This window comes from Kitasatospora sp. CM 4170, assembly GCF_032110285.1.
Taxonomy (GTDB): Bacteria; Actinomycetota; Actinomycetes; order Streptomycetales; family Streptomycetaceae; genus Kitasatospora; species Kitasatospora aburaviensis.
The window spans coordinates 7,334,352-7,352,500 of sequence record NZ_CP134877.1 but is presented as its reverse complement, the minus strand read 5'-3'; the positions used below and the strand labels follow the sequence as shown (position 1 = coordinate 7,352,500).

The 18,149-nt window shown below is 72.9% G+C and carries 16 protein-coding genes and 1 riboswitch; of the genes, 8 read left to right on the top strand and 8 right to left on the bottom strand.

Annotated features, from left to right (window positions below; all coding sequences use genetic code 11):
• Positions 1–393: 393 nt before the first annotated feature.
• The 3 genes from RMN57_RS30995 to RMN57_RS30985 are packed head-to-tail and all read right to left on the bottom strand — an operon-like array spanning position 394 to position 3,625.
• Positions 394–1,473, bottom strand: coding sequence for a low specificity L-threonine aldolase (locus RMN57_RS30995; RefSeq protein WP_313768029.1), 1,080 nt, complete (start codon positions 1,471–1,473; stop codon positions 394–396).
• The gene (locus tag RMN57_RS30990) at positions 1,470–2,228 is read right to left on the bottom strand and encodes an SDR family NAD(P)-dependent oxidoreductase (protein WP_313766599.1); all 759 of its coding nucleotides are present in this window, start codon (positions 2,226–2,228) and stop codon (positions 1,470–1,472) included. Before RMN57_RS30990 ends, RMN57_RS30995 begins: the two co-directional genes overlap by 4 nt.
• Positions 2,225–3,625 (bottom strand): DUF6421 family protein, encoded by a 1,401-nt coding sequence (locus RMN57_RS30985; RefSeq protein WP_313766598.1) that lies wholly within the window; start codon positions 3,623–3,625, stop codon positions 2,225–2,227. Before RMN57_RS30985 ends, RMN57_RS30990 begins: the two co-directional genes overlap by 4 nt.
• 607 nt (positions 3,626–4,232) lie before the next feature.
• On the opposite strand from RMN57_RS30985, the gene RMN57_RS30980 reads away from it, so the two are divergent.
• A complete protein-coding gene (locus RMN57_RS30980) occupies positions 4,233–4,790 on the top strand; it encodes a DUF5134 domain-containing protein (RefSeq protein WP_313766597.1) in 558 nt (185 codons plus the stop codon).
• A 165-nt stretch (positions 4,791–4,955) separates the two neighbouring features.
• Positions 4,956–5,903 carry a M56 family metallopeptidase gene (locus tag RMN57_RS30975; RefSeq protein ID WP_313766596.1) on the top strand — a complete coding sequence of 316 codons (948 nt, stop codon included), beginning with the start codon at positions 4,956–4,958 and terminating at the stop codon, positions 5,901–5,903.
• Positions 5,904–5,942: 39 nt separating this feature from the next.
• Here RMN57_RS30975 and RMN57_RS30970 read toward each other — a convergent pair whose 3' ends face one another.
• Positions 5,943–6,374: a MarR family transcriptional regulator gene (locus tag RMN57_RS30970; RefSeq protein WP_313766595.1), complete on the bottom strand. Its 432-nt coding sequence runs from the start codon at positions 6,372–6,374 to the stop codon at positions 5,943–5,945.
• A gap of 87 nt (positions 6,375–6,461) precedes the next feature.
• On the opposite strand from RMN57_RS30970, the gene RMN57_RS30965 reads away from it, so the two are divergent.
• Positions 6,462–7,979 carry an MFS transporter gene (locus RMN57_RS30965; RefSeq protein WP_313766594.1) on the top strand — a complete coding sequence of 506 codons (1,518 nt, stop codon included), beginning with the start codon at positions 6,462–6,464 and terminating at the stop codon, positions 7,977–7,979.
• Between the two features lie 214 nt (positions 7,980–8,193).
• A complete protein-coding gene (locus RMN57_RS30960; RefSeq protein WP_313766593.1) occupies positions 8,194–8,799 on the top strand; it encodes a helix-turn-helix domain-containing protein in 606 nt (201 codons plus the stop codon).
• Positions 8,800–8,853: 54 nt separating this feature from the next.
• Here RMN57_RS30960 and RMN57_RS30955 read toward each other — a convergent pair whose 3' ends face one another.
• Positions 8,854–9,720: a helix-turn-helix transcriptional regulator gene (locus RMN57_RS30955; protein ID WP_313766592.1), complete on the bottom strand. Its 867-nt coding sequence runs from the start codon at positions 9,718–9,720 to the stop codon at positions 8,854–8,856.
• A 417-nt stretch (positions 9,721–10,137) separates the two neighbouring features.
• Here RMN57_RS30955 and RMN57_RS30950 point away from each other — a divergent pair, with 417 nt between their 5' ends.
• Complete coding sequence (locus RMN57_RS30950; protein ID WP_313766591.1) at positions 10,138–10,671, top strand: ATP-binding protein; 534 nt, start codon at positions 10,138–10,140, stop codon at positions 10,669–10,671.
• A 271-nt stretch (positions 10,672–10,942) separates the two neighbouring features.
• Here RMN57_RS30950 and RMN57_RS30945 read toward each other — a convergent pair whose 3' ends face one another.
• The gene (locus RMN57_RS30945; protein WP_313766590.1) at positions 10,943–11,188 is read right to left on the bottom strand and encodes a DUF397 domain-containing protein; all 246 of its coding nucleotides are present in this window, start codon (positions 11,186–11,188) and stop codon (positions 10,943–10,945) included.
• A gap of 512 nt (positions 11,189–11,700) precedes the next feature.
• Between RMN57_RS30945 and RMN57_RS30940 the strand changes: the two genes are divergently transcribed.
• Positions 11,701–12,618 (top strand): hypothetical protein, encoded by a 918-nt coding sequence (locus RMN57_RS30940; RefSeq protein ID WP_313766589.1) that lies wholly within the window; start codon positions 11,701–11,703, stop codon positions 12,616–12,618.
• Positions 12,619–12,708: 90 nt separating this feature from the next.
• On the opposite strand, the gene RMN57_RS30935 is transcribed toward RMN57_RS30940, so the two are convergent.
• Positions 12,709–14,811: a hypothetical protein gene (locus RMN57_RS30935; RefSeq protein WP_313766588.1), complete on the bottom strand. Its 2,103-nt coding sequence runs from the start codon at positions 14,809–14,811 to the stop codon at positions 12,709–12,711.
• A gap of 383 nt (positions 14,812–15,194) precedes the next feature.
• Positions 15,195–15,365: riboswitch (cyclic di-AMP (ydaO/yuaA leader) on the top strand.
• On the opposite strand from RMN57_RS30935, the gene RMN57_RS30930 reads away from it, so the two are divergent.
• Positions 15,352–16,617, top strand: coding sequence for a transglycosylase family protein (locus RMN57_RS30930; RefSeq protein WP_313766587.1), 1,266 nt, complete (start codon positions 15,352–15,354; stop codon positions 16,615–16,617). (Overlaps the previous riboswitch by 14 nt.)
• A gap of 204 nt (positions 16,618–16,821) precedes the next feature.
• The gene (locus RMN57_RS30925; protein WP_313766586.1) at positions 16,822–17,022 is read left to right on the top strand and encodes a hypothetical protein; all 201 of its coding nucleotides are present in this window, start codon (positions 16,822–16,824) and stop codon (positions 17,020–17,022) included.
• Between the two features lie 84 nt (positions 17,023–17,106).
• Here the strand turns inward: RMN57_RS30925 and RMN57_RS30920 are convergent, their stop codons facing one another.
• The gene (locus tag RMN57_RS30920; RefSeq protein ID WP_313766585.1) at positions 17,107–18,126 is read right to left on the bottom strand and encodes a LacI family DNA-binding transcriptional regulator; all 1,020 of its coding nucleotides are present in this window, start codon (positions 18,124–18,126) and stop codon (positions 17,107–17,109) included.
• Positions 18,127–18,149: the final 23 nt, after the last annotated feature.

Sequence of the window (18,149 nt, the reverse complement as noted above, 5' to 3'; positions counted from 1 at the left end):
CGTTGAGCGGCACGGCAACCACCGGAATAGGGTGATCCCGCGCACTGCGTCCTCGCTGTGTTATTTCAAAAGGAATCTCCAACCCCAGAGAATCTGAGGCCGGGGATGTCAACATATCTGGCGTTGACTTTTGGCACGCTGTTGAGTTCTCAAGGAACGGACACTTCCTTCAGGCGGCTTTCACACCGGCCCTCCGGGCGCTTCGTTCTTTCGTGTTTCCAGCTTATCAGACGTTTTCCGCTCCGTTTTCCGGAGTTTCACTCACCCGACTTCGCTTTCCGCTTGTCCCCGCTCTCTCGCGGCGACTCCGGAACTGTACGGGGAGCGACCCGCCACATGCAAATCGTCCCGCCCTGCATCGGCAGGACGGGACGATCGGCGGTCGAGGCGGCGTCAGCCGCGGCCCATCTCCTCGGAGATGGCGGCCGCGAAGGCGTCGATGTCGGCCTCGGTGGTGTCGAAGGCGCACATCCAGCGGACCTCACCGGTGTGCTCGTTCCAGAAGTAGAAGCGGTAGCGCTTCTGCAGCCGCTCGCTCACCTCGCGCGGGAGGATCGCGAAGACCGCGTTCGCCTGGACCGGGCGGACGACGGTGACACCGTCGATGTCCCGGACCGCCGCCTCCAGCCGGCTGGCCATGGCATTGGCGTGACCGGCGTTGCGCAGATAGAGGTCGCCGGCGAGCAGCGCCTCGAACTGGACCGAGACGAAACGCATCTTCGACGCCAGCTGCATCGAGGTCTTGCGCAGGAACTTGATGTTCCGGACCTTCTCGGGGTTGAGCACGACCACGCACTCACCGAAGAGCAGACCGTTCTTCGTGCCGCCGAACGACAGCACGTCGACGCCCACGTCCGTGGTGAAGGCGCGCAGCGGCACGCCGAGCGAGGCGGCGGCGTTCGCCAGGCGCGAGCCGTCCACGTGCACGAGCATGCCGTGCTGGTGGGCGTGCTCGACGATGGCCCGGATCTCCTCGACGGTGTAGAGGGTGCCGAGCTCGGTGCTCTGGGTGATCGAGACCGCGCACGGCTGCGCGCGGTGCTCGTCGCCGAAGCCCCAGGCCTGCTGGTCGATGAGCTCGGGGGTGAGCTTGCCGTCCGGGGTGGGGACGGTGAGCAGCTTGATGCCGCCCATCTTCTCCGGCGCGCCGCCCTCGTCCACGTTGATGTGGGCGGACTCGGCGGCGATCACGGCGCCCCAGCGCGGGAGCAGCGCCTGCAGGGCGACGACGTTGGCGCCGGTGCCGTTGAAGACGGGGTACGCCTCGGCCTTCTCGCCGAAGTGGCTGCGGAAGACGTCCTGCAGGTGCGCGGTGTAGTCGTCCTCGCCGTAGGCGACCTGGTGGCCGTCGTTCGCGAGTGCTATCGCGGCGAGGACCTCCGGGTGCACGCCGGCGTAGTTGTCGCTGGCGAAGCCGCGGACGGCGGGGTCGTGCCGCCGCACCGCGTCGGTGCCGGCGGTGGGGTCGGTCATCGGGCTGTCAGCCACAGGTGCTGTCCGTTCAGTTCTGCTGCGGGGCGGTCCCAGAGGCCCGCCAGGGACGCGGCGAGGTCAGCAGTGTCGGTGAAGCCCGGGAACTTCGCCTCCGGCTTCTCGGCCCGCATCTCGGGGCTGACCAGCGCCTTGATCACCAGGATCGCAGCCGCGGCGGTGGGCTCGCCATCCTCGGCGGTGGTCTCCTTCTTGAAGGAGTCGGCCATCGCGAGGGTCCAGGCCTCGGTGGCGGCCTTGGCGGCCGCGTAGGCGGCGCCGCCGGCGGTCGGCTTGTGGGCCGAGGCGGCGGAGATCATCGCGTAGCGACCGGACTCGCTGCGGATCAGCGCGGGCTGGAAGGCCAGCGAGGTGTGCTGGAGGGTGCGCACCACGGTGTCGTGCAGGAAGTCCCAGTCGTCGATCCGGGTGTCGAAGAACTTCTTGCTGCCGCGCCAGCCGCCGACGAGGTGGAAGACGCCGTCGACGTGGCCGTGCTCGGCCTCCAGGTGGTCGGCCCAGTCGTGGACCTCCTGCGGGTCGAGCAGGTCGATGACCTGGCCGCTGACCCGGGCGCCGGGGACGGCGATCCGGGTGGCGTCCAGCGCGGCCTCCAGGCGCTGGGCGTCGATGTCGGCGCCGATGACGGTGGCACCGTCGGCGGTGAGGCGGCGCAGGACCGCCTGGCCCGCCGGGCCGCTGGCGCCGGCGACGGCGATGACCTTGCCGGTCAGCGGCTTGTTGTCGGTGCTGGTCATGCGGCGACTCCCTGGGTGCTCGCGCCGGTGATGCCGGTGGTGGAGGCGATGACGCCGCTGAGCTTCTTGTTGAGGGCCTCGTAGAACATGCTCAGCGGGAACTCGTCCGGGAGCACGGCGTCGCACAGCGCCTTGTTGAGCGCCTTGCCGTCGGTGATGTCGAGCGGCAGCGCGTCCGAGCCCTTCGCCCAGGTGGAGGCGGGGTGCGGGGTGAGGTAGCGGGAGACCAGCTCGTAGGCGGCGATCCAGTGGGCCGGCTTCGGGCGGTCGATGCCGTCCCGGTAGAGGGTCTCGATCTCGCCGCAGAGCGCGTTGGTGACCTGCGGAGCGCGCTCCCAGTCGATGGTGAGGCGGTTGTCGCGCCAGCGCAGGGCGTCGTGCTTGTGCAGGTACGCGAAGAGCAGCTGGCCGCCGAGGCCGTCGTAGTTGCGCACGCGGTCGCCGCTGACCGGGAAGCGGAACATGCGGTCGAACAGGATCGCGTACTGGACGTCGCGGGCGTGCGAGTTGCCCTCGGCCTCCAGCTGCACGGCCTCCTTGAAGGTCGTGAGGTCGCAGCGGAGCTCCTCCAGGCCGTACATCCAGAACGGGCTGCGCTGCTTGATCATGAAGGGGTCGAACGGCAGGTCGCCGTGGCTGTGGGTGCGGTCGTGCACGAGGTCCCACAGGACGAAGGTCTCCTGGGCGCGCTGCTGGTCCTGCAGCAGGCCCGCGGCGTCGGCCGGGATCTCCAGGCCGAGCTGCTGGACGGCGCTGGTGGTGACGGCGCGGAAGCGCGCGGCCTCGCGGTCGCAGAAGATGCCGCCCCAGGTGAAACGTTCCGGCGCCTTGCGCACGGCCACGGTCTCGGGGAAGAGGACGGCGGAGTTGGTGTCGTAGCCGGCCGTGAAGTCGGTGAAGGTGATCGGCACGAACATCGGGTTGTCGAAGCGGGTGCGCTCCAGCTCGGCCAGCCAGTCCGGCCAGACGACCGTCAGCAGGACGGCTTCCAGGTTGCGGTCCGGGTTCCCGTTCTGGGTGTACATCGGGAAGACCACGAGGTGCTCCAGGCCGTCGACGCGCTGGTCGGCGGGCTGGAAGGCGAGCAGCGAGTCCAGGAAGTCGGGCTCCCGGTAGCCGGTGTCGGCCCACTTCGCGAGGTCGGCGTCGACGGCGGCGAGGTACTCGGCGTCGTGCGGGAAGTTGGGGGCGAGCTCCTCGACGGCGCCGCGGACGGTGGCGACCAGCGGGTCGACCGTGTGGCGCTGCACGGCGGCGAGGTCGATCGAGCCGTCCTTGGACTGGAGCGGGCGCAGGGCCTCGACGGCTTCCTTCAGGCGCAGCCAGGCCGGGTGGCCGGCGAGGCCGGAGACCGGGGCGTCGGCCGCCACGGCGAGCCTTGGCGAAAGATTCTGCATCGGGGACTCACTTCGACAGGAGGGTTTTCAACGAGACCACCATAAGTACGAAAGGTTCTCCTGTTCAAGGGGGGGCCTGGCCGAAGATGTCCCGCGGCCAGGGCCGATGGCCGGACGCCCCGGCCGGGGACGCCGTTCGGATCTTGAGGACGGCGGCACTGCGGCGGTGCGAACCTCCCGCCCTGCGCCCGGCGGTGGCCCGTGCGGGCTCGTGGTCAGTGACCCTCGTGGGCCACTAACGCCGGTGGCCCTCGTGGGCCTCGTACGCCGGTGGCCCTCGCGGGCCCGTGACGCGGGTGCACCGGTGGGCGCGGCGGGAGTCGCCGGCCCCCGGCGCGACCGCTCCGGTCCGGGGGCGTCGCGAACGCACCCCCTATGCCGACCATGCCGTCTGCGTTCCGGCGGCGCCACCGGGGAGGACCGCCGCCACCGGGGAAGAAGGTGACGGCGGAGGTCCGGTTCGGCCGGGCGCGCCCGCCACCGGTGTCCGGCGGAGGCCTCCACTCCGGCGCCCACCACCATGCGCCCCCGTGCGCGCCCTACTGCCCGCGGCCCCGACCCGTGATCGTGGACGGTACGCACGTCCGCGCCGTCGGGGAGGCCGCCGTTGCACGGACCAGTCCTGGTCAACTGGCTGCTGGCCGTCCTCACCGCGGCCGCCGGCGGCTACTGCCTCAGCCGGCTGCGCCGGGCCCCCGGCATCGCCGGAACCGGGACACACCGGCGCCACTCGCACGAGTCCGACGCCGCCGAGGCCCTGATGGGGCTCGGGATGGCGGCGATGGCCGTCTCCGGGGACGCCGTGCCGGCCGTCGTCTGGGCCTGGGTCTTCGGCGTGCCGGCGGCGGTCTTCCTGCTGGCCGCCCTGCTCGGGCCGGACCGCCGGGCGCACCGGCTGCACCACGCGATCGGCGGGCTGGCGATGACCTACGCGGCGCTGGCCATGGCGGCCGCGCCCGCGGCCGGCCACCACCACGCCGGGGCCGGGGGGACGCCGCTGCTGACCGGGGTCCTGCTGCTCTACTTCGGCGGCTACTCGCTCTGGGCCGGGACGCGGCTGCTCGGCACCACGACGGGGCGGCTGGCGGCGGCGACCGCCGGGCTCCCCCGCGCGTGCCGACTGTCGATGGGCATCGGCATGTTCGCGATGCTCCTGACGATGTGACGCGCCGCCTCCGAACCCCTTTCCGGCGCCCCGGCCGACCCGCCGCCGGGGTCCGCGTGGCGTTGGTCACTGGGTGGCCGAAAGCCGTTCCCCGGGGCGCCGCCACGGCTTAGGTTGGCGGGGAGCGCGCTGTCGCGTTCCGTGCGTACTCGGGGAGCCCATGCCATGACGGCCCTGCTCGGCCTGCTGCTGCTCGGACTGCTGCTCTCGACCGTGGCGCCCCGGCTGCTGGCCCGGGCCGACTGGGCCGGGCGCGAACCCGTGCTGGCCCTGCTCGCCTGGCAGTGCCTGGTGGTGGCCGTGATGCTGTGCTGCGCGCTGAGCCTGCTGCTGGCCGCCTCGGCCGCCCTCCCCGGACTGCGCGACCTGGTCTTCGCCGGCGCCCCGCACGGCGTGGAGGAGGCGTACGGGCTGCAGGGCGGCGAGGGCTGGGGGCGGCTGTACGCCGCGGTGCTGGCCGCCGGCGGGGTGCAGACCGTCCTGGCGCTGACCCGCGAGGTCCGCTCCGCCAAGGCCCTGCGCAATCATCGACACGCCCAACTGGCCGACCGGGCTCCCGAGTTGCCGGAGTCCATCGACACCGTGCGGCACCGCCGGGAGCGGCTGGTGGTGCTGGAGAACGTCCGCCCCGAGGCCTGGTCGCTGCCCGGTCACAACTCCCGGCTGGTGGTCACCACCGGCGCCCTGCAGCAGTTGACCGACCGGGAGCTGGCGGCGGTGCTCAGCCATGAGCGAGGGCACGTCCGGGCCCGCCACCACTGGCTGTCCCAGTGCTCGCAGGCGCTGGCGTCGGGCTTCCCCGGGGTCGGCGTGTTCAGCGCCTTCCGGGACCAGGTGGGCGAGCTGGTCGAGCTGGCCGCGGACGACCGGGCGGCCCGTCGGCACGGCCGGCACACCACCGCCCTGGCGCTGGCCGAACTCAACCTGGGGCGCGGGGTGTTCGGCTCCTGCCCACCCGGTCAGGCACAGTCGCCGAAGCGGGTGGACCGGCTGCTCGCGGGGCGGCCGCGGCTGCCCGTGCTGCACCGGCTGCAGCTCACCGTGGCGGCGCTGGCGGCACCGGCGGCCGTCGTGCTCGTGGCCACCGCTCCGGGGCTCTCGGCGCTGATCTGACCGGCGGGGCCGGTCGCCCGTCACCCCCGGCCGGTGCCGTCACCCCTGCGCGGGGCAGCCGCCCTCCAGCGGGCCGCCGAGCGTGAGCGCGAGCACCTCGCGCTGCAGCGGGCGGGCCTCGGCGTAGCGCCGGCAGCCCTCCTCGGTCAGCGCGACCAGGATGCCCCGACGGTCGTCGGGGCACATCGCGCGCGTCACCAGGCCGGCCTTCTCCAGCCGGCCGATCAGCCGGGAGAGCGCACTCTGACTCAGGTGGACCGTGTCGGCCAGCTCCTGCACCCGCAGGACATGCGAGTTGTCCGCGTTGCGCTCCTCGACCAGGCGCTCCAGCACCTCGAACTCGCTCATGCCCAGGCCGTGCTTCTCGCCCAGCTCGCGGTCGAGCAGGCAGGAGGCGGCGGCGTGCCGCGCCAGCAGGTCGCGCCACGACGCGACCAGCGCCGCGTCCGCGTCGGAATCGAGCTCAGTCACGCCGCCACGCTATCACATGCACAGGAAGCTTATGCGACCACATCTAATTCATTTGCATTGAATGCACGTGCATGTAGTGTCCTCCCCATGACCACCGCGACCGCGACGACATCTGACGATTCATCAACCGGCGGGCTGAGCTGGACACCCCGCCTCTGGGGCACGCTGATCGTGCTCTGCACCGCGATGTTCCTCGACGCCCTGGACACCTCCATGGTGGGCGTCGCCCTCCCGTCCATCGGGTCCGAACTCCACCTCTCCACCTCCACGCTGCAGTGGGTGGTCTCCGGCTACGTGCTCGGCTACGGCGGCCTGCTGTTGCTCGGCGGGCGCGCCGCCGACCTGCTCGGCCGGCGCCGGGTCTTCCTGGTGGCCCTGGGCGTCTTCGCCGGCGCCTCGCTGCTCGGCGGGCTCGTCGACGACGGCGGCCTGCTGATCGCCGCCCGCTTCCTCAAGGGCGTCTCCGCGGCCTTCACCGCACCGGCCGGTCTGTCGATCATCACCACCACGTTCGCCGAGGGTCCGGCCCGCAACCGGGCGCTGTCGATCTACACCACCTGCGGCGCCAGCGGCTTCTCGCTCGGCCTGGTGCTGAGCGGCCTGCTCACCTCGGTCGGCTGGCGCTGGACCTTCCTGATGCCGGTCCCGGTCGCGCTGGTCGCCCTGCTCTTCGCCGTCCGGTTGCTCCCCCGCCCCACCGAGGAGCGGGCCCGGGGCGGGTACGACGTGCTCGGTGCGATCACCGGCACCGCCGCCGTGCTGCTGCTGGTCTTCACCGTCACCGAGGCGCAGGGCGCCGGCTGGCTGAGCGTGCGCACCCTCGGCTCGCTGGCCGTGGTCGCCGTGCTCGCCACCGCGTTCCTGGTGGTCGAGACCAGGACGGCGCACCCGCTGGTCAGGCTCGGGATCTTCCGCAACGGCTCGGTCGCCCGGGCCAACCTGATCGCGTTCACGATCTTCGGCTCGTACGCCGGCTTCCAGTTCATCGTCACGCTCTACCTGCAGCAGCTGCTCGGCTGGTCGGCGCTGGAGATGGCGCTCGGCCTGCTCCCGGCAGGTGCCCTGGTCGCCCTCTCGGCGACCCGGATGGGCGCGATCGTCGACCGCTTCGGCACCGGGAAGCTGCTGCCGATCGGCGTGCTGGCCCTGGTGCTCGGCTACACCGTGTTCCTCCGACTCGACGAGCACAGCTCCTACCCGGCGCTGGTGCTCCCCAGCATGATCCTGCTCGGGATCGGCTTCGCCCTCGCGTTCCCGTCGGTCAACATCGCCGCCACGGCCGGTGTCGCCGACGAGGAGCAGGGGCTCGCCTCCGGGCTGGTCAACACGGCCTTCCAGGTGGGCAGCGCGGTCGTGCTGGCGGTCGCCACCGCGGCGATCACCGCGGGCAGCGGCGGCGGTGAGAGCCCGGCGGCCCAGCTGGACGGCTACCGCCCCGCGCTGGCGCTGGTCACCGCGGTCGCCCTGCTGGGCTTCGCAGTGGCCGCGGCGGGCGCCGTGCTCGACCGGCGACGGAAGCGGGCAACTCCGGCGACGGTGCCGGACTATGATTATCCGTCAGTCGACCTGGCCGACCGGCAGGACGGGATGCTGACGAAGAGCTGAACGACGCCCGGGGCCCCGTGTCCCCGGGCGGGCGCCGACTCCACCAAACCCCCGTGTTGGTGGAGTCGGCGCTTCCGCGCCAGTCGGCCCGCGTGTGCCCGCCCGGTGCGGAAGGCCCGGTACGGCCGCTCGCCCCGCCAGTATATTGGCCGGGAGCCAACGAACGTACGGAGCAGACACGATGGCACCTCGCGGGGAATCGGTCAATGAGGAAATGCGCCAACGCTCCCGCCGGCGCATCATGCGCGCCACCGTCGAACTCGTCGACCAGCGCGGCTACGCCGGCACCACGCTGGGCGACATAGCCGAGCGGGCCGGGCTGGCCCGCGGACTGCTCTCCTACTACTTCGACGGCAAACGGCTGCTGATGCAGTCGGCGACCCACCGGATGATGCACAAGGCGCTCTCCACCGCGCTGGGCGAGCTCGCGCCCGGGGCCTCGCCGGAGGCCCGGCTGGCCCGGGCGATCGACGCCGTGCTGGGACTGGCGGTGGAGCACCCGCGGGTGATGCGCTCGCACCTGGCCCTGATCCTGGACCCGGACACCGGGGCGTTCGTCCAGGACCCGGAGCAGCGCCGGCTGGGCGCGATCATCCAGGAGCTGCTGCGGGACTGGGGTGCGCCGGACCCGGTGGCCGAGCACGCGGTGCTGCGCAGCGCGCTGATGGGCGGCTGCATAGGCGTGCTGCTGCCGGGGGCCGAGCTGCCGCTCGCGCCGATCCGGGCGGACCTCTTCCGCCGCTACGGCCTGGACTGGCGGCTGGGCGTGCCGCCGCAGCCGCTGCCCCCGGAGCACGAACGGCCGACGGCCCGCGGCTGACGCGCGGTGTCCGTCGGCCGCGGAGGGGCGACCCGGGGGCGGCTCAGCGGCGCGTCAGCGCTCCTTGAGGATCGACGCCAGCAGGTCGATGGTGCGCTCGGGGGTGAGGCTGTCCACGCAGAGCCGCTCCATGACCTGGATGTAGGCGTCCACGTCGTCCCGCTTGTCGAGGTAGAGCGCGCTGGTGAGCTGCTCCAGGTAGACCACGTCGGCGAGGTCCTGCTCGGGGAAGCGCAGGATGGTGAAGGCGCCGGACTCCCCGGCGTGCGCGCCGAAGCGGAACGGCATCACCTGGATCACCACGTTGGCCTGCTCGGCGACGTCGATCAGGTACTGCACCTGACCGCGCATCACCTCGGGCCCGCCGACCGGGCGGCGCAGCGCGGCCTCGTCGATGACGGCCCAGAGGCGGGGGCTGGCGCCCTCGGTGAGCAGCTTCTGGCGGCGCAGGCGCAGGCTGACCCGCCGCTCGACCTCGTCCTCGCTGATCACCGGCCGGCTCTGGCCGAAGACGGCCCGGGCGTACTCCTCGGACTGCAGCAGGCCGGGGATGAACTGCACCTCGTAGGTGCGGATCAGTGCGGCGGCCTCCTCCAGGCCGACGTAGGTCTGGAACCAGCCCGGCAGGACGTCGTTGAAGCTGTGCCACCAGCCGGACTTGTTGGCCTCGCGGACCAGGCCGAGCAGGGCCTCGCGCTCACCGCCGTCGTCCACCCCGTAGAGGCTGAGGAGGTCGGCGACGTCCCGCTCCTTGAAGCTGACGCGGCCGAGCTCCATGAGGCTGATCTTCGACTCGGAGGCGCGGATCGCGTAGCCCGCGTCCTCGCGGGTGATGCCGCGGGCTTCGCGCAGGCGGCGCAGCTGTGAGCCGAGGAGGATCCGGCGGACCATCGAGCCGCCGCCCGGCTGAACTGTGGTCATGCGTCGAAACCTCCACCTAGGGCAAACAGCGCACAGTCTGCCATCAGTTGAGCGCTCACGGTGCCGATACTGACGGATGTTCCTATCAGTTCTGCACCTCACACACCAGGATGCACGTGCATTCGGCGCTTGCATATGCCATTTGAACGACTGCACGTGAATCGACTCTTGCATCTGCAGTGAGCGCAGAGGACCATGGTGCACGTGCACCTGCACATCCCTGGCAATCCCGCGGGCTCCGCGTTCGACCCCACGCGCGACTCCGTGCACCAGCCCGGCAGCGCCCCCGCGCCACCGGGCGTTCGTGTGCGCGCGCACCTGGTCGAGGGAGCGGTCGCGCGGCCGAGCGAGTCGGAGGTGACCGGCATGACCCCGGCGGGTCCAGCCGTGTCCGCCCCCTTATGGGAGGAGCTCTTCATGGGCACCGGTACGGCCTTGGCAGTCGATCCCCATGTGGTCACCTGTACGCTCGCCCCCCGCTACGAAGCCGTCAGAACCGCGCGCGACTTCGCCAGAACCGCTCTTCAGCGCTGGGGACTGGACGAGCTGTTCGACGATGTCGCGCTGGTGGCCTCGGAGTTGGTGACCAACGCTCTCCGGCACGCGATCGGCGCGCGCCCGGGAACGGCGGGCAGCGCCCTCGACCAGTACGACTTCCCCACCCAGGCGGGCCCGGAGGGGCGGCTGCCGATCCGCATCAGCCTGGTGCACCGCGCGCCGCAGGTGGTCTGCGCGGTGAGCGACCCCAGCAGTGCCGGCCCGGTGGCGCGGGAGGCGGACTTCGTCGCCGAGTCGGGCCGGGGGCTGCACCTGGTGGACTCCTTCAGCCACTCCTGGGGTTGGCACCCGCTGGGCGGCGGCAAGGTGGTCTGGGCGCTGTTCGAGGCCGAGTCGGAGGCCTTGAAGAGCCCGGCACCCGGACTCGGCGGCCGGCACCGGCGCTCGGCCTAGCTCCGGACCACGACCACGGCGACACCCGTTCGGAGCGCGACCACGGCCCCCGAACGGCCACCACACTCCGGCGGCGGCGACCGGGACCCTCGGGCAGCGGGCACCGGCCGACCTCGCACCCCTCACGACCGCGGCGGCGGACCGGACGGGCGGGCGAGGAGCACGAACCGCACGCGGGAGGCCCCCGGGCCCCGCGGAACCGCCGGCAAGACAAAGGCCGTCGCGGTGTCAGCACCCACGACGGCCCCCCGATGGCGAAGGCGACGGCCGATCAGACCGCCAGGTGGTCGAACTCCCCGTCCTTGGCCCCCAACAGCAGCGCCGCGATCTCGGCCCGGGTGTAGATGAGCGCCGGACCGTCCGGGAAGCGCGAGTTGCGCATCGCCACCTCGCCCCCCGGGAGGGCGGCGAACTCGACGCAGTTGCCCTGAGAGTTGCTGTGCAGGCTCTTCTGCCAGACCACGTCCTTGAGGTCCGCAGCCGCCATCCCGTTGTACGTGCCGTACGTGTCGTGCATAGAAATCTCCCGAAGAGCTCCGGAGTGGTCGTCCAGCGCGGCGCCCCGGCCACAGCCGAACGACTGGACCGGCCCCGTACCGGCCCGGCACAACGCCTCACTTGACGTGATGATAGCTCCAGTGCACGTGCATCAGCACGGGACAGTGCAGGTGCACGGGCCCTTCGCCACCGAACCGCAACTCTTCACCACCTCGACACCTGACGGTACGTAAACGGATAAATCCGACCGAATCGGCAGGCTTCCGATAACCGCCCGTAGGCGGCTCCCCGCTGAATGTTGATCTTCGAACGCCCGGAGTCGCACCGCCGTGACCCTGCGTCAGACGCCCGCCGCCCTGTGAGACATCTCACGCGCCACAGGTGCAACAGAGGGCGGGTCCGGACGCGTCCGGGGCGGCGCCCCCGCTTCGCGAAGAGATTGCACCTTATGTCCTGCTTTGGGGCAGGCCGCCCTGCTCGGTTCGGTAGCCGACTGCAGCCAGGGCGGCCCGATGTCCTACGATCTCCGCCATGAGCACCGCAGCCATCCCGGGCGCGCCACTGCCCGTCCGCACCCCAGGCTCCCGTGCGCGGGGGCGCCACCGCCGTCCCGAGCGCCCCGAGATCCCGACCGGAGCCCCGGCCCTGGTGCTCGCTGTGCCCGCGACCGCCGGCCCGGAGTCCCGCCCGGTGGTCGAGGAACTCCTCTCCATCGTGCGCAGCGAGCAGACCGGCGTACAGACCGCCGCCGGCTACCTCCCGGCCGGCGAGGCCGAGGGCGAGGCCTCCGCCGAGGACCGCACCGTCGGCGAGCTGCTGGCCGCGGCCGCCGAGGCCGGCCTGCCCACGCCGGTCGTGGTGCCGCTGGTGCCGGGGCCGCACGGCTTCCTGACCGAGCTGCACGCGCTGGCCGCCGAGTACGGCGCCCAGGTGACCGACGTGCTGGGCCCGCACCCGCTGCTGGCCGAGGCCGTCCACGTGCGCCTCTCCGAGGCCGGTCTGGCCCGCGCCGACCGCGCCCGCCTGTTCGCCATCGCGACCGCCGCGGACGGCGTGGTGCTCACCACCGTCGGTGGCGAGGACGCCGCGGCCGCCGCCGGGATCACCGGGGTGCTGCTGTCGGCCCGCCTCGCCGTGCCGGTCGTCGCCGCCGCGCTCGACATCCCCGGCTCGGTGGCCGAGGCCGTCGCGCACCTCAAGGAGATGGGCGCGCAGAACCCGGCGCTGGCCCCGCTGGTGATCGGCCCGGAGGCCGACTCCGAGCTGCTCGCCGCGGCCGCCGAGGAGAGCGGCTGCCCGTCGGCCGCCCCGCTGGGCGCGTACCCGACGGTCGGCCAGCTGATCGGCTCCACCTACCTGGCCGCGCTGCCGGCCCAGATCGTCGAGGCCGAGGAGGCCGCCGAGGAGCCCGCCGCCGGCTCCGGTGGCGGACGGCACGCCGCCGAGTAGCGGGAGAACGGCAGAACGCGGCGCGGGGCCCGGAACGGTGGCGTTCCGGGCCCCGCGCGTGCCGTGGGCGGCCTGCCCGCGGTCGGACCCTCAGGAGCCGCCACCGAGCCGTCCGGTGGGCGCGGCGGCGTCCTTGAAGCGCAGCGCCGGCAGCTGCACCGGCCGGGACTGCACGGCGAACGAGGCGATCGGGGTGCTGCTCGCGTTCCACTGCGGCTGCGCGGTGCCGCCCTCCTCCGCCCGGCGCACCTGGAGCGTCTCGGCCCGGCCGGCCCGGCGCAGCGTGATGTTCTTCGGCGGCCCGGCCTCCGGGTCCAGCCAGAGCTCGTTCCCGCCGAACTCGCAGTCCAGCACCAGGACGTCGTCCGGCTTGCCGTCGGGCGTGGCCCGGAAGGCGAGGCCGGCCCGGCGGTAGCCGGTGAACCGGCTGCGGCTGAAGGTGACGGCCTCGCCGGCCAGTTCGTGGCGCGCGGTGGAGACGGCGAAGTCGCTCAGCCCGGCGCCGTCGATCAGCAGCCCGTCGAAGACGGTGCCCTTCTCCCGGCCGAGCGAGTGCAGCGCCACTCCCCCGCCGGCGTTGCCGTAGAGCACGCTCGCGGTGTAGTCGAAGTCGTTGAGGTAGGCGCCGTGCTCGATGCCCCAGCCACCGTTGTGGTAGGCCGCGAACTCGGTGACCACGTGGTGCTGCCGGGCGTTCAGCCAGACGAAGACGCCGTCCTGCAGGTTGTTGTGGGCCAGGCAGCGCTGGAAGGTCCAGACCCCCTCGCTGTTCTCCGGCCACTCGAAGCCGGAGGCGCCGTTGGCGCCCTGGACGCCGACGGCCACGCAGTCCAGCGCCTTGCCGCCGGTGCCGGCGCCCAGGTTGAAGCCGGTCAGCCGGTAGGCCCGCGGGTTGGGCTCCAGCACGGTGCGGGAGGCGACGCAGGACTCGTAGACGATGTCGTCGGACGGCTGCTGCGGGGTACGGGTGTCCAGCGGGCCGTCCCACCAGTAGGCGTCCTCCCAGGTGTCGTGGCTGATGCAGCTGCGGAAGGTGATGCCGTGGCTGGCGTGCGGGACGTACGCGTGGTTGCCGGCGTCGCGCACCACGACGCCCTCGACCACGGTGCCGCGGGTGGCGTCGCCGAGCATGTGGAAGTGGAGCCCGTACCGGCCGAGCACCGGCGCGGTGACCGGGGCGGTGCCGTCCGGGCCCTTCCAGCTCTCACTGGTGTCCGTCCGCGGCCCGACCCAGCGCAGGGCGGTGTGCCGGACGTCGGCCCGGCGGGAGCTGGTGAGGTGGACGTGGGCTCGGCCCTTCGCGGAGCCCTCGACCCGGACGCTGCGGGTCAGGTTGAGCACCTCGGCGCCGACCGTGACGCCCCCGCCGAGGGCGACCCGGGGGTGGGCGTACCGGAGCGGGGCCTCCAGGGTGACGGTGGATCCGCTGACGGAGCGCACGACGGCGAGGTCGTAGCGGGCGGAGAAGCCGTCCTCGTCCGGCGGGCCGGTCGGGGTGACGGCCAGTTCGTCGCCGGGCTGCCAACCCGCGGGCGGGGCGGCGAGGCTGACGGTGGTGGCGCCGGCCCGCAGCTCGTCGGCCGCGCGCACCCAGGCGGTCTTGGCGGCGCCGTCCAGCCGCAGGTAGCCGGCCCCGGTGACCCAGAGGCCGACGTCGGTGTCGACCACCTTCATGCCGTCGCCCTGGAAACGCTTCTCGTCGACGGAGGGGAAGCGCAGGGCGTGCACGGCGGTGCCGCCGGGGGCGAGGGCGAGGGTGCCGCGGACCTCGACGTTGCCGGCCGAGCTGAGGGTGACGCCGCGGTCGGCGGCGAAGGTGAGCGAGCCGCCGGGCTCGACCAGCAGGGAGCCGACGGCGGCGTCGGTGTCGAGCAGCACCCGGTCGGTGATCCGGACGGCGCTCTGCGGTCCGGGCACCCGGCCGCCCCAGCCGGCCGGGTCGGACCAGCGGCGGCCGCCCTGGTCGGGCGCGGGGGCGGCCCCCTGCCCGGGGACGTCACCGCCGGACGCGGGCGGTGCGCCGGGGCCGTGGTCCGCACCGCCGTGGTCCATGCCCCCGTCGCCGCCCGTGTCGGCCAGGCTCGTGGCGGTGCTCCCGGCAGCGGGCCCGGTCGAGCCGGTCAGCGAGCGCCGCAGGGCCTCCTCGCCGCCGACCGCGGCGAACACCGTGCCGACCGCGAGCCAGCGCAGCATTGTGCGACGGCTTACGGGAGTTCGGGCGCGTTCGGGCGGGATGTCCGGTCTGCGATGCTTTGCCCTGCGATGCACTCCGCGGGCCCCATCGGCCGGCTGTCCGCCGCCCTGCTCCTCGTCCATGGCCATCGCTTCGTAGCCCTCCCCCCAGACGGCTGCGTCGGTCCCGACGTTCTGAAGCATAGGCAGTTGCGGCGGCCCGTACGGGCGTTGCCGGAAATCGGTCATTTCTGATCATGGTGGACACGCCGCGGGCAGGTTGTTCGCAAACGGTGACGAGCATCACACATGTTTGCGGTTTGAAGTTGAGTCTGCTTAACGTGCTCCCCGTTCGTGGCCACACGGACCCAGCCCGTCCGCAACGCCGAGTCCTGCCGTCGGGTGTGCTGGCAGCGCAGAAACGCACCACGGCAGGAGCGGGGGAACCACAGGTAAGTCGCCCCGGGCCGGTCCGCGTACCGGTCCAGGGCTAGGGGTGAAGCCGCGTCCACAGCGCGGCCGGGCAACTCCAGCCCGAATCCGACAGCTCACCTCGCAGGCGTGGGAGAGGACCGCATCTTCATGCTGCCCACCAACGGCACCCGTCTGTCCGGCCGTACCCGCCGCGCCATCGCCGCGCTCGGAGTCGCGGGCATCGGCCTCACCATCCCCTGCCTGACCACCACCTCCGCCTCCGCCGCCTCGGTCGCGACCTGGGACAAGGTCGCCCAGTGCGAGAGCAGCGGCAACTGGAGCATCAACACCGGCAACGGCTTCTACGGCGGCCTGCAGTTCACGAACAGCACCTGGGCCGAGTTCGGCGGCACCGCCTTCGCCGCCCGCGCCGACCTGGCCACCAAGGACCAGCAGATCGCGATCGCCGAGAAGGTGCTCGCGGTCCAGGGCCCGGGCGCCTGGCCGGTCTGCTCCGTCCAGGCCGGTCTGACCAAGGGCGGCACCCCCGCCGCGGTCGACACCTCCGCCGCCGCCAAGCCGGCCGCGCAGACCCCGGCCCCGGCCGCCAAGCCGGCCGCCCCGGCCCCCGCCGCCGAGCCCGCCGCCCCGAAGGCCGAGACCCCGGCCGCCACCGACTCCGCCAAGACCTGGAGCCAGAAGCGGTCCGACTGGTCGCAGAACTGGCAGGGCAAGGACGGCGACTACACCGTCGTCGCCGGCGACTGGCTGTCCGCCATCGCCGACAAGCACAACGTCCAGGGCGGCTGGGAGCGGCTGTACGAGCTCAACCGCGACACCCTGACCGACGGTCCGAACCACATCTACCCGGGCCAGCACCTGAGCCTCGGCGACCACGCCAAGGCCCAGGCCTCGGACGAGTCCGGCAAGGGCTTCGACTGGTTCACCCGCTCCTCCGGCCAGGCCGCGGGCACCACCACCGCCAAGCCGGCCGCGCAGAGCGCCACCCAGGCCGCCCAGACCCAGGCCCAGGCCCCGGCCGAGGCCGCCACCGGCAGCATGGCCGCCGCGGTCTCCTTCGCCCTGTCGAAGGTCGGCCAGGCCTACGTCTACGGCGGCACCGGCAACGGCGGCTGGGACTGCTCCGGCCTGACCCAGGCCGCGCTGCGGGCCGCGGGCGTCTCCGTCCCGCGCGTCGCCGCCGACCAGGCCGCCGCCAGCACCCACGTGTCGCTGGACGCCCTCAAGGCGGGCGACCTGCTGTTCTGGTCCAACAACGGCCAGGACTCCGGCGTCTACCACGTCGCGCTCTACATCGGTGACGGCAAGTACGTCGAGGCCGCCAACCCGAGCGCGGGCGTGCGGACCCAGACCGTCGCCAACTGGGCCCCGGACTTCGCCGGCCGGGTCTGATCCCACCGCACACGCCGCAGCCCCCGGGGAGAGTCTGGTCGCTCCTCCCCGGGGGCTTCGGCCTGCCCGCCGCCGGCCGGGCGGGGGCGGGCGCGGTGGGCCGTACGGGCGGGCGCGGTGGGCCCGGCGCGGGCCCGCCGGGTCATGGTCAAATCGGGCCGCACCGGGCATGCTGCTGCTCTGCGCACCCGAGGAGGAGTCCCCATGGCCCAGGTCACCGTCACGCTCGACGCCAATCTCGCGATCGACGCGATGATGCTCTCCGGCACCAAGAACCCGCAGGACGCCGTCGAGCTGATCCTCCGCGACTACCTGGCCCGGGGCCGGCGCACCGAGACCCGGACCGGCGAGGCCGCCGAGGGACACCGGCTGGAGCAGGGCCGCCCGGCCGCCCAGGAGGGCTGAACGGCGAACGGCCGGGGCCCGGGGAGCGATCGCTCCCCGGGCCCCGGCCGTTCCCGCCCGGACGCGGTGTCCGGGCGTGCCGTCTCAGCGGGCGCAGGCGCCCGTGGAGCCGCGCATCACGAGCTCCGGCTGGAACATGAACTCCGCGCGCTGGGCGGCGTTCCCACCGACCTCCTCCAGCAGCGCGTCGACGGCCGCGGTGGCCATCGCCTCGACCGGCTGCCGGATGGTGGTCAGCGGCGGCTCGGTGAACGCTATGAGCGGCGAGTCGTCGAAGCCGACCACCGAGACGTCCTGGGGGACGCTCAGCCCGCGCTGGCGCACCGCCCGGATGGCGCCGAGCGCCATCATGTCGCTGCCGCAGACGATCGCCGTGCAGCCCTTGTCCAGCAGCGCGCCGGCCGCGGCGTGCCCGCCCTCCACGCTGAACAGCGTGTGGTGGACGAGGTCCCGGGCCTCCTCCTCGGTCCGCCCGAGCACCTCGCGCATGGCCGCGGTGAAGCCCTCGATCTTGCGCAGCACCGGCACGTACCGGCGCTGGCCGACGGCCAGCCCGATCCGCTCGTGGCCGAGTTCGGCCAGGTGCTGGACGGCCATCCACATCGCGGAGCGGTCGTCCGGCGAGATGAACGGGGCGTCGATCTTCTCGCTGAAGCCGTTGATCAGCACGAACGGCACCTGCCGGCCGATGAGCCGGGCGTACCGGTCGTGGTCGGCGGTGGTGTCGGCGTGCAGGCCCGAGACGAAGACGATGCCCGAGACCCCGCGGTCGACCAGCATCTCCACCAGTTCGTCCTCGGTGGACCCGCCCGGCGTCTGGGTGCAGAGCACCGGCGTGTAGCCGTGCCGGCTCAGCACCTGCTCGATCACCTGGGCCAGCGCGGGGAAGATCGGGTTGCTCAGCTCGGGGGTGATCAGCCCGATCAGCCCCGCGCTGCGCTGGCGCAGCCGGGTCGGCCGCTCGTACCCGAGCACGTCGAGCGCCGCCAGCACGGTCTGCCGGGTGGCGGCCGAGACGTTCGCCTTGCCGTTGAGCACGCGGGAGACGGTGGCCTCGCTGACCCCCGCCTGCGCCGCGATGTCTGAGAGTCGCGCCGTAGTCACGGTCCCAGAGCCTATTGCAACCA

What these genes read in the sequence shown, in the direction of transcription:
- RMN57_RS30995 (WP_313768029.1), bottom strand. Translation starts at nt 1,473, where the DNA reads ATGACCGACCCCACCGCCGGCACCGACGCGGTGCGGCGGCACGACCCC.
- RMN57_RS30990 (WP_313766599.1), bottom strand. Translation starts at nt 2,228, where the DNA reads ATGACCAGCACCGACAACAAGCCGCTGACCGGCAAGGTCATCGCCGTC.
- RMN57_RS30985 (WP_313766598.1), bottom strand. Translation starts at nt 3,625, where the DNA reads ATGCAGAATCTTTCGCCAAGGCTCGCCGTGGCGGCCGACGCCCCGGTC.
- RMN57_RS30975 (WP_313766596.1), top strand. Translation starts at nt 4,956, where the DNA reads ATGACGGCCCTGCTCGGCCTGCTGCTGCTCGGACTGCTGCTCTCGACC.
- RMN57_RS30965 (WP_313766594.1), top strand. Translation starts at nt 6,462, where the DNA reads ATGACCACCGCGACCGCGACGACATCTGACGATTCATCAACCGGCGGG.
- RMN57_RS30960 (WP_313766593.1), top strand. Translation starts at nt 8,194, where the DNA reads ATGCGCCAACGCTCCCGCCGGCGCATCATGCGCGCCACCGTCGAACTC.
- RMN57_RS30955 (WP_313766592.1), bottom strand. Translation starts at nt 9,720, where the DNA reads ATGACCACAGTTCAGCCGGGCGGCGGCTCGATGGTCCGCCGGATCCTC.
- RMN57_RS30950 (WP_313766591.1), top strand. Translation starts at nt 10,138, where the DNA reads ATGGGCACCGGTACGGCCTTGGCAGTCGATCCCCATGTGGTCACCTGT.
- RMN57_RS30945 (WP_313766590.1), bottom strand. Translation starts at nt 11,188, where the DNA reads ATGCACGACACGTACGGCACGTACAACGGGATGGCGGCTGCGGACCTC.
- RMN57_RS30940 (WP_313766589.1), top strand. Translation starts at nt 11,701, where the DNA reads ATGAGCACCGCAGCCATCCCGGGCGCGCCACTGCCCGTCCGCACCCCA.
- RMN57_RS30935 (WP_313766588.1), bottom strand. Translation starts at nt 14,811, where the DNA reads ATGCTGCGCTGGCTCGCGGTCGGCACGGTGTTCGCCGCGGTCGGCGGC.
- RMN57_RS30925 (WP_313766586.1), top strand. Translation starts at nt 16,822, where the DNA reads ATGGCCCAGGTCACCGTCACGCTCGACGCCAATCTCGCGATCGACGCG.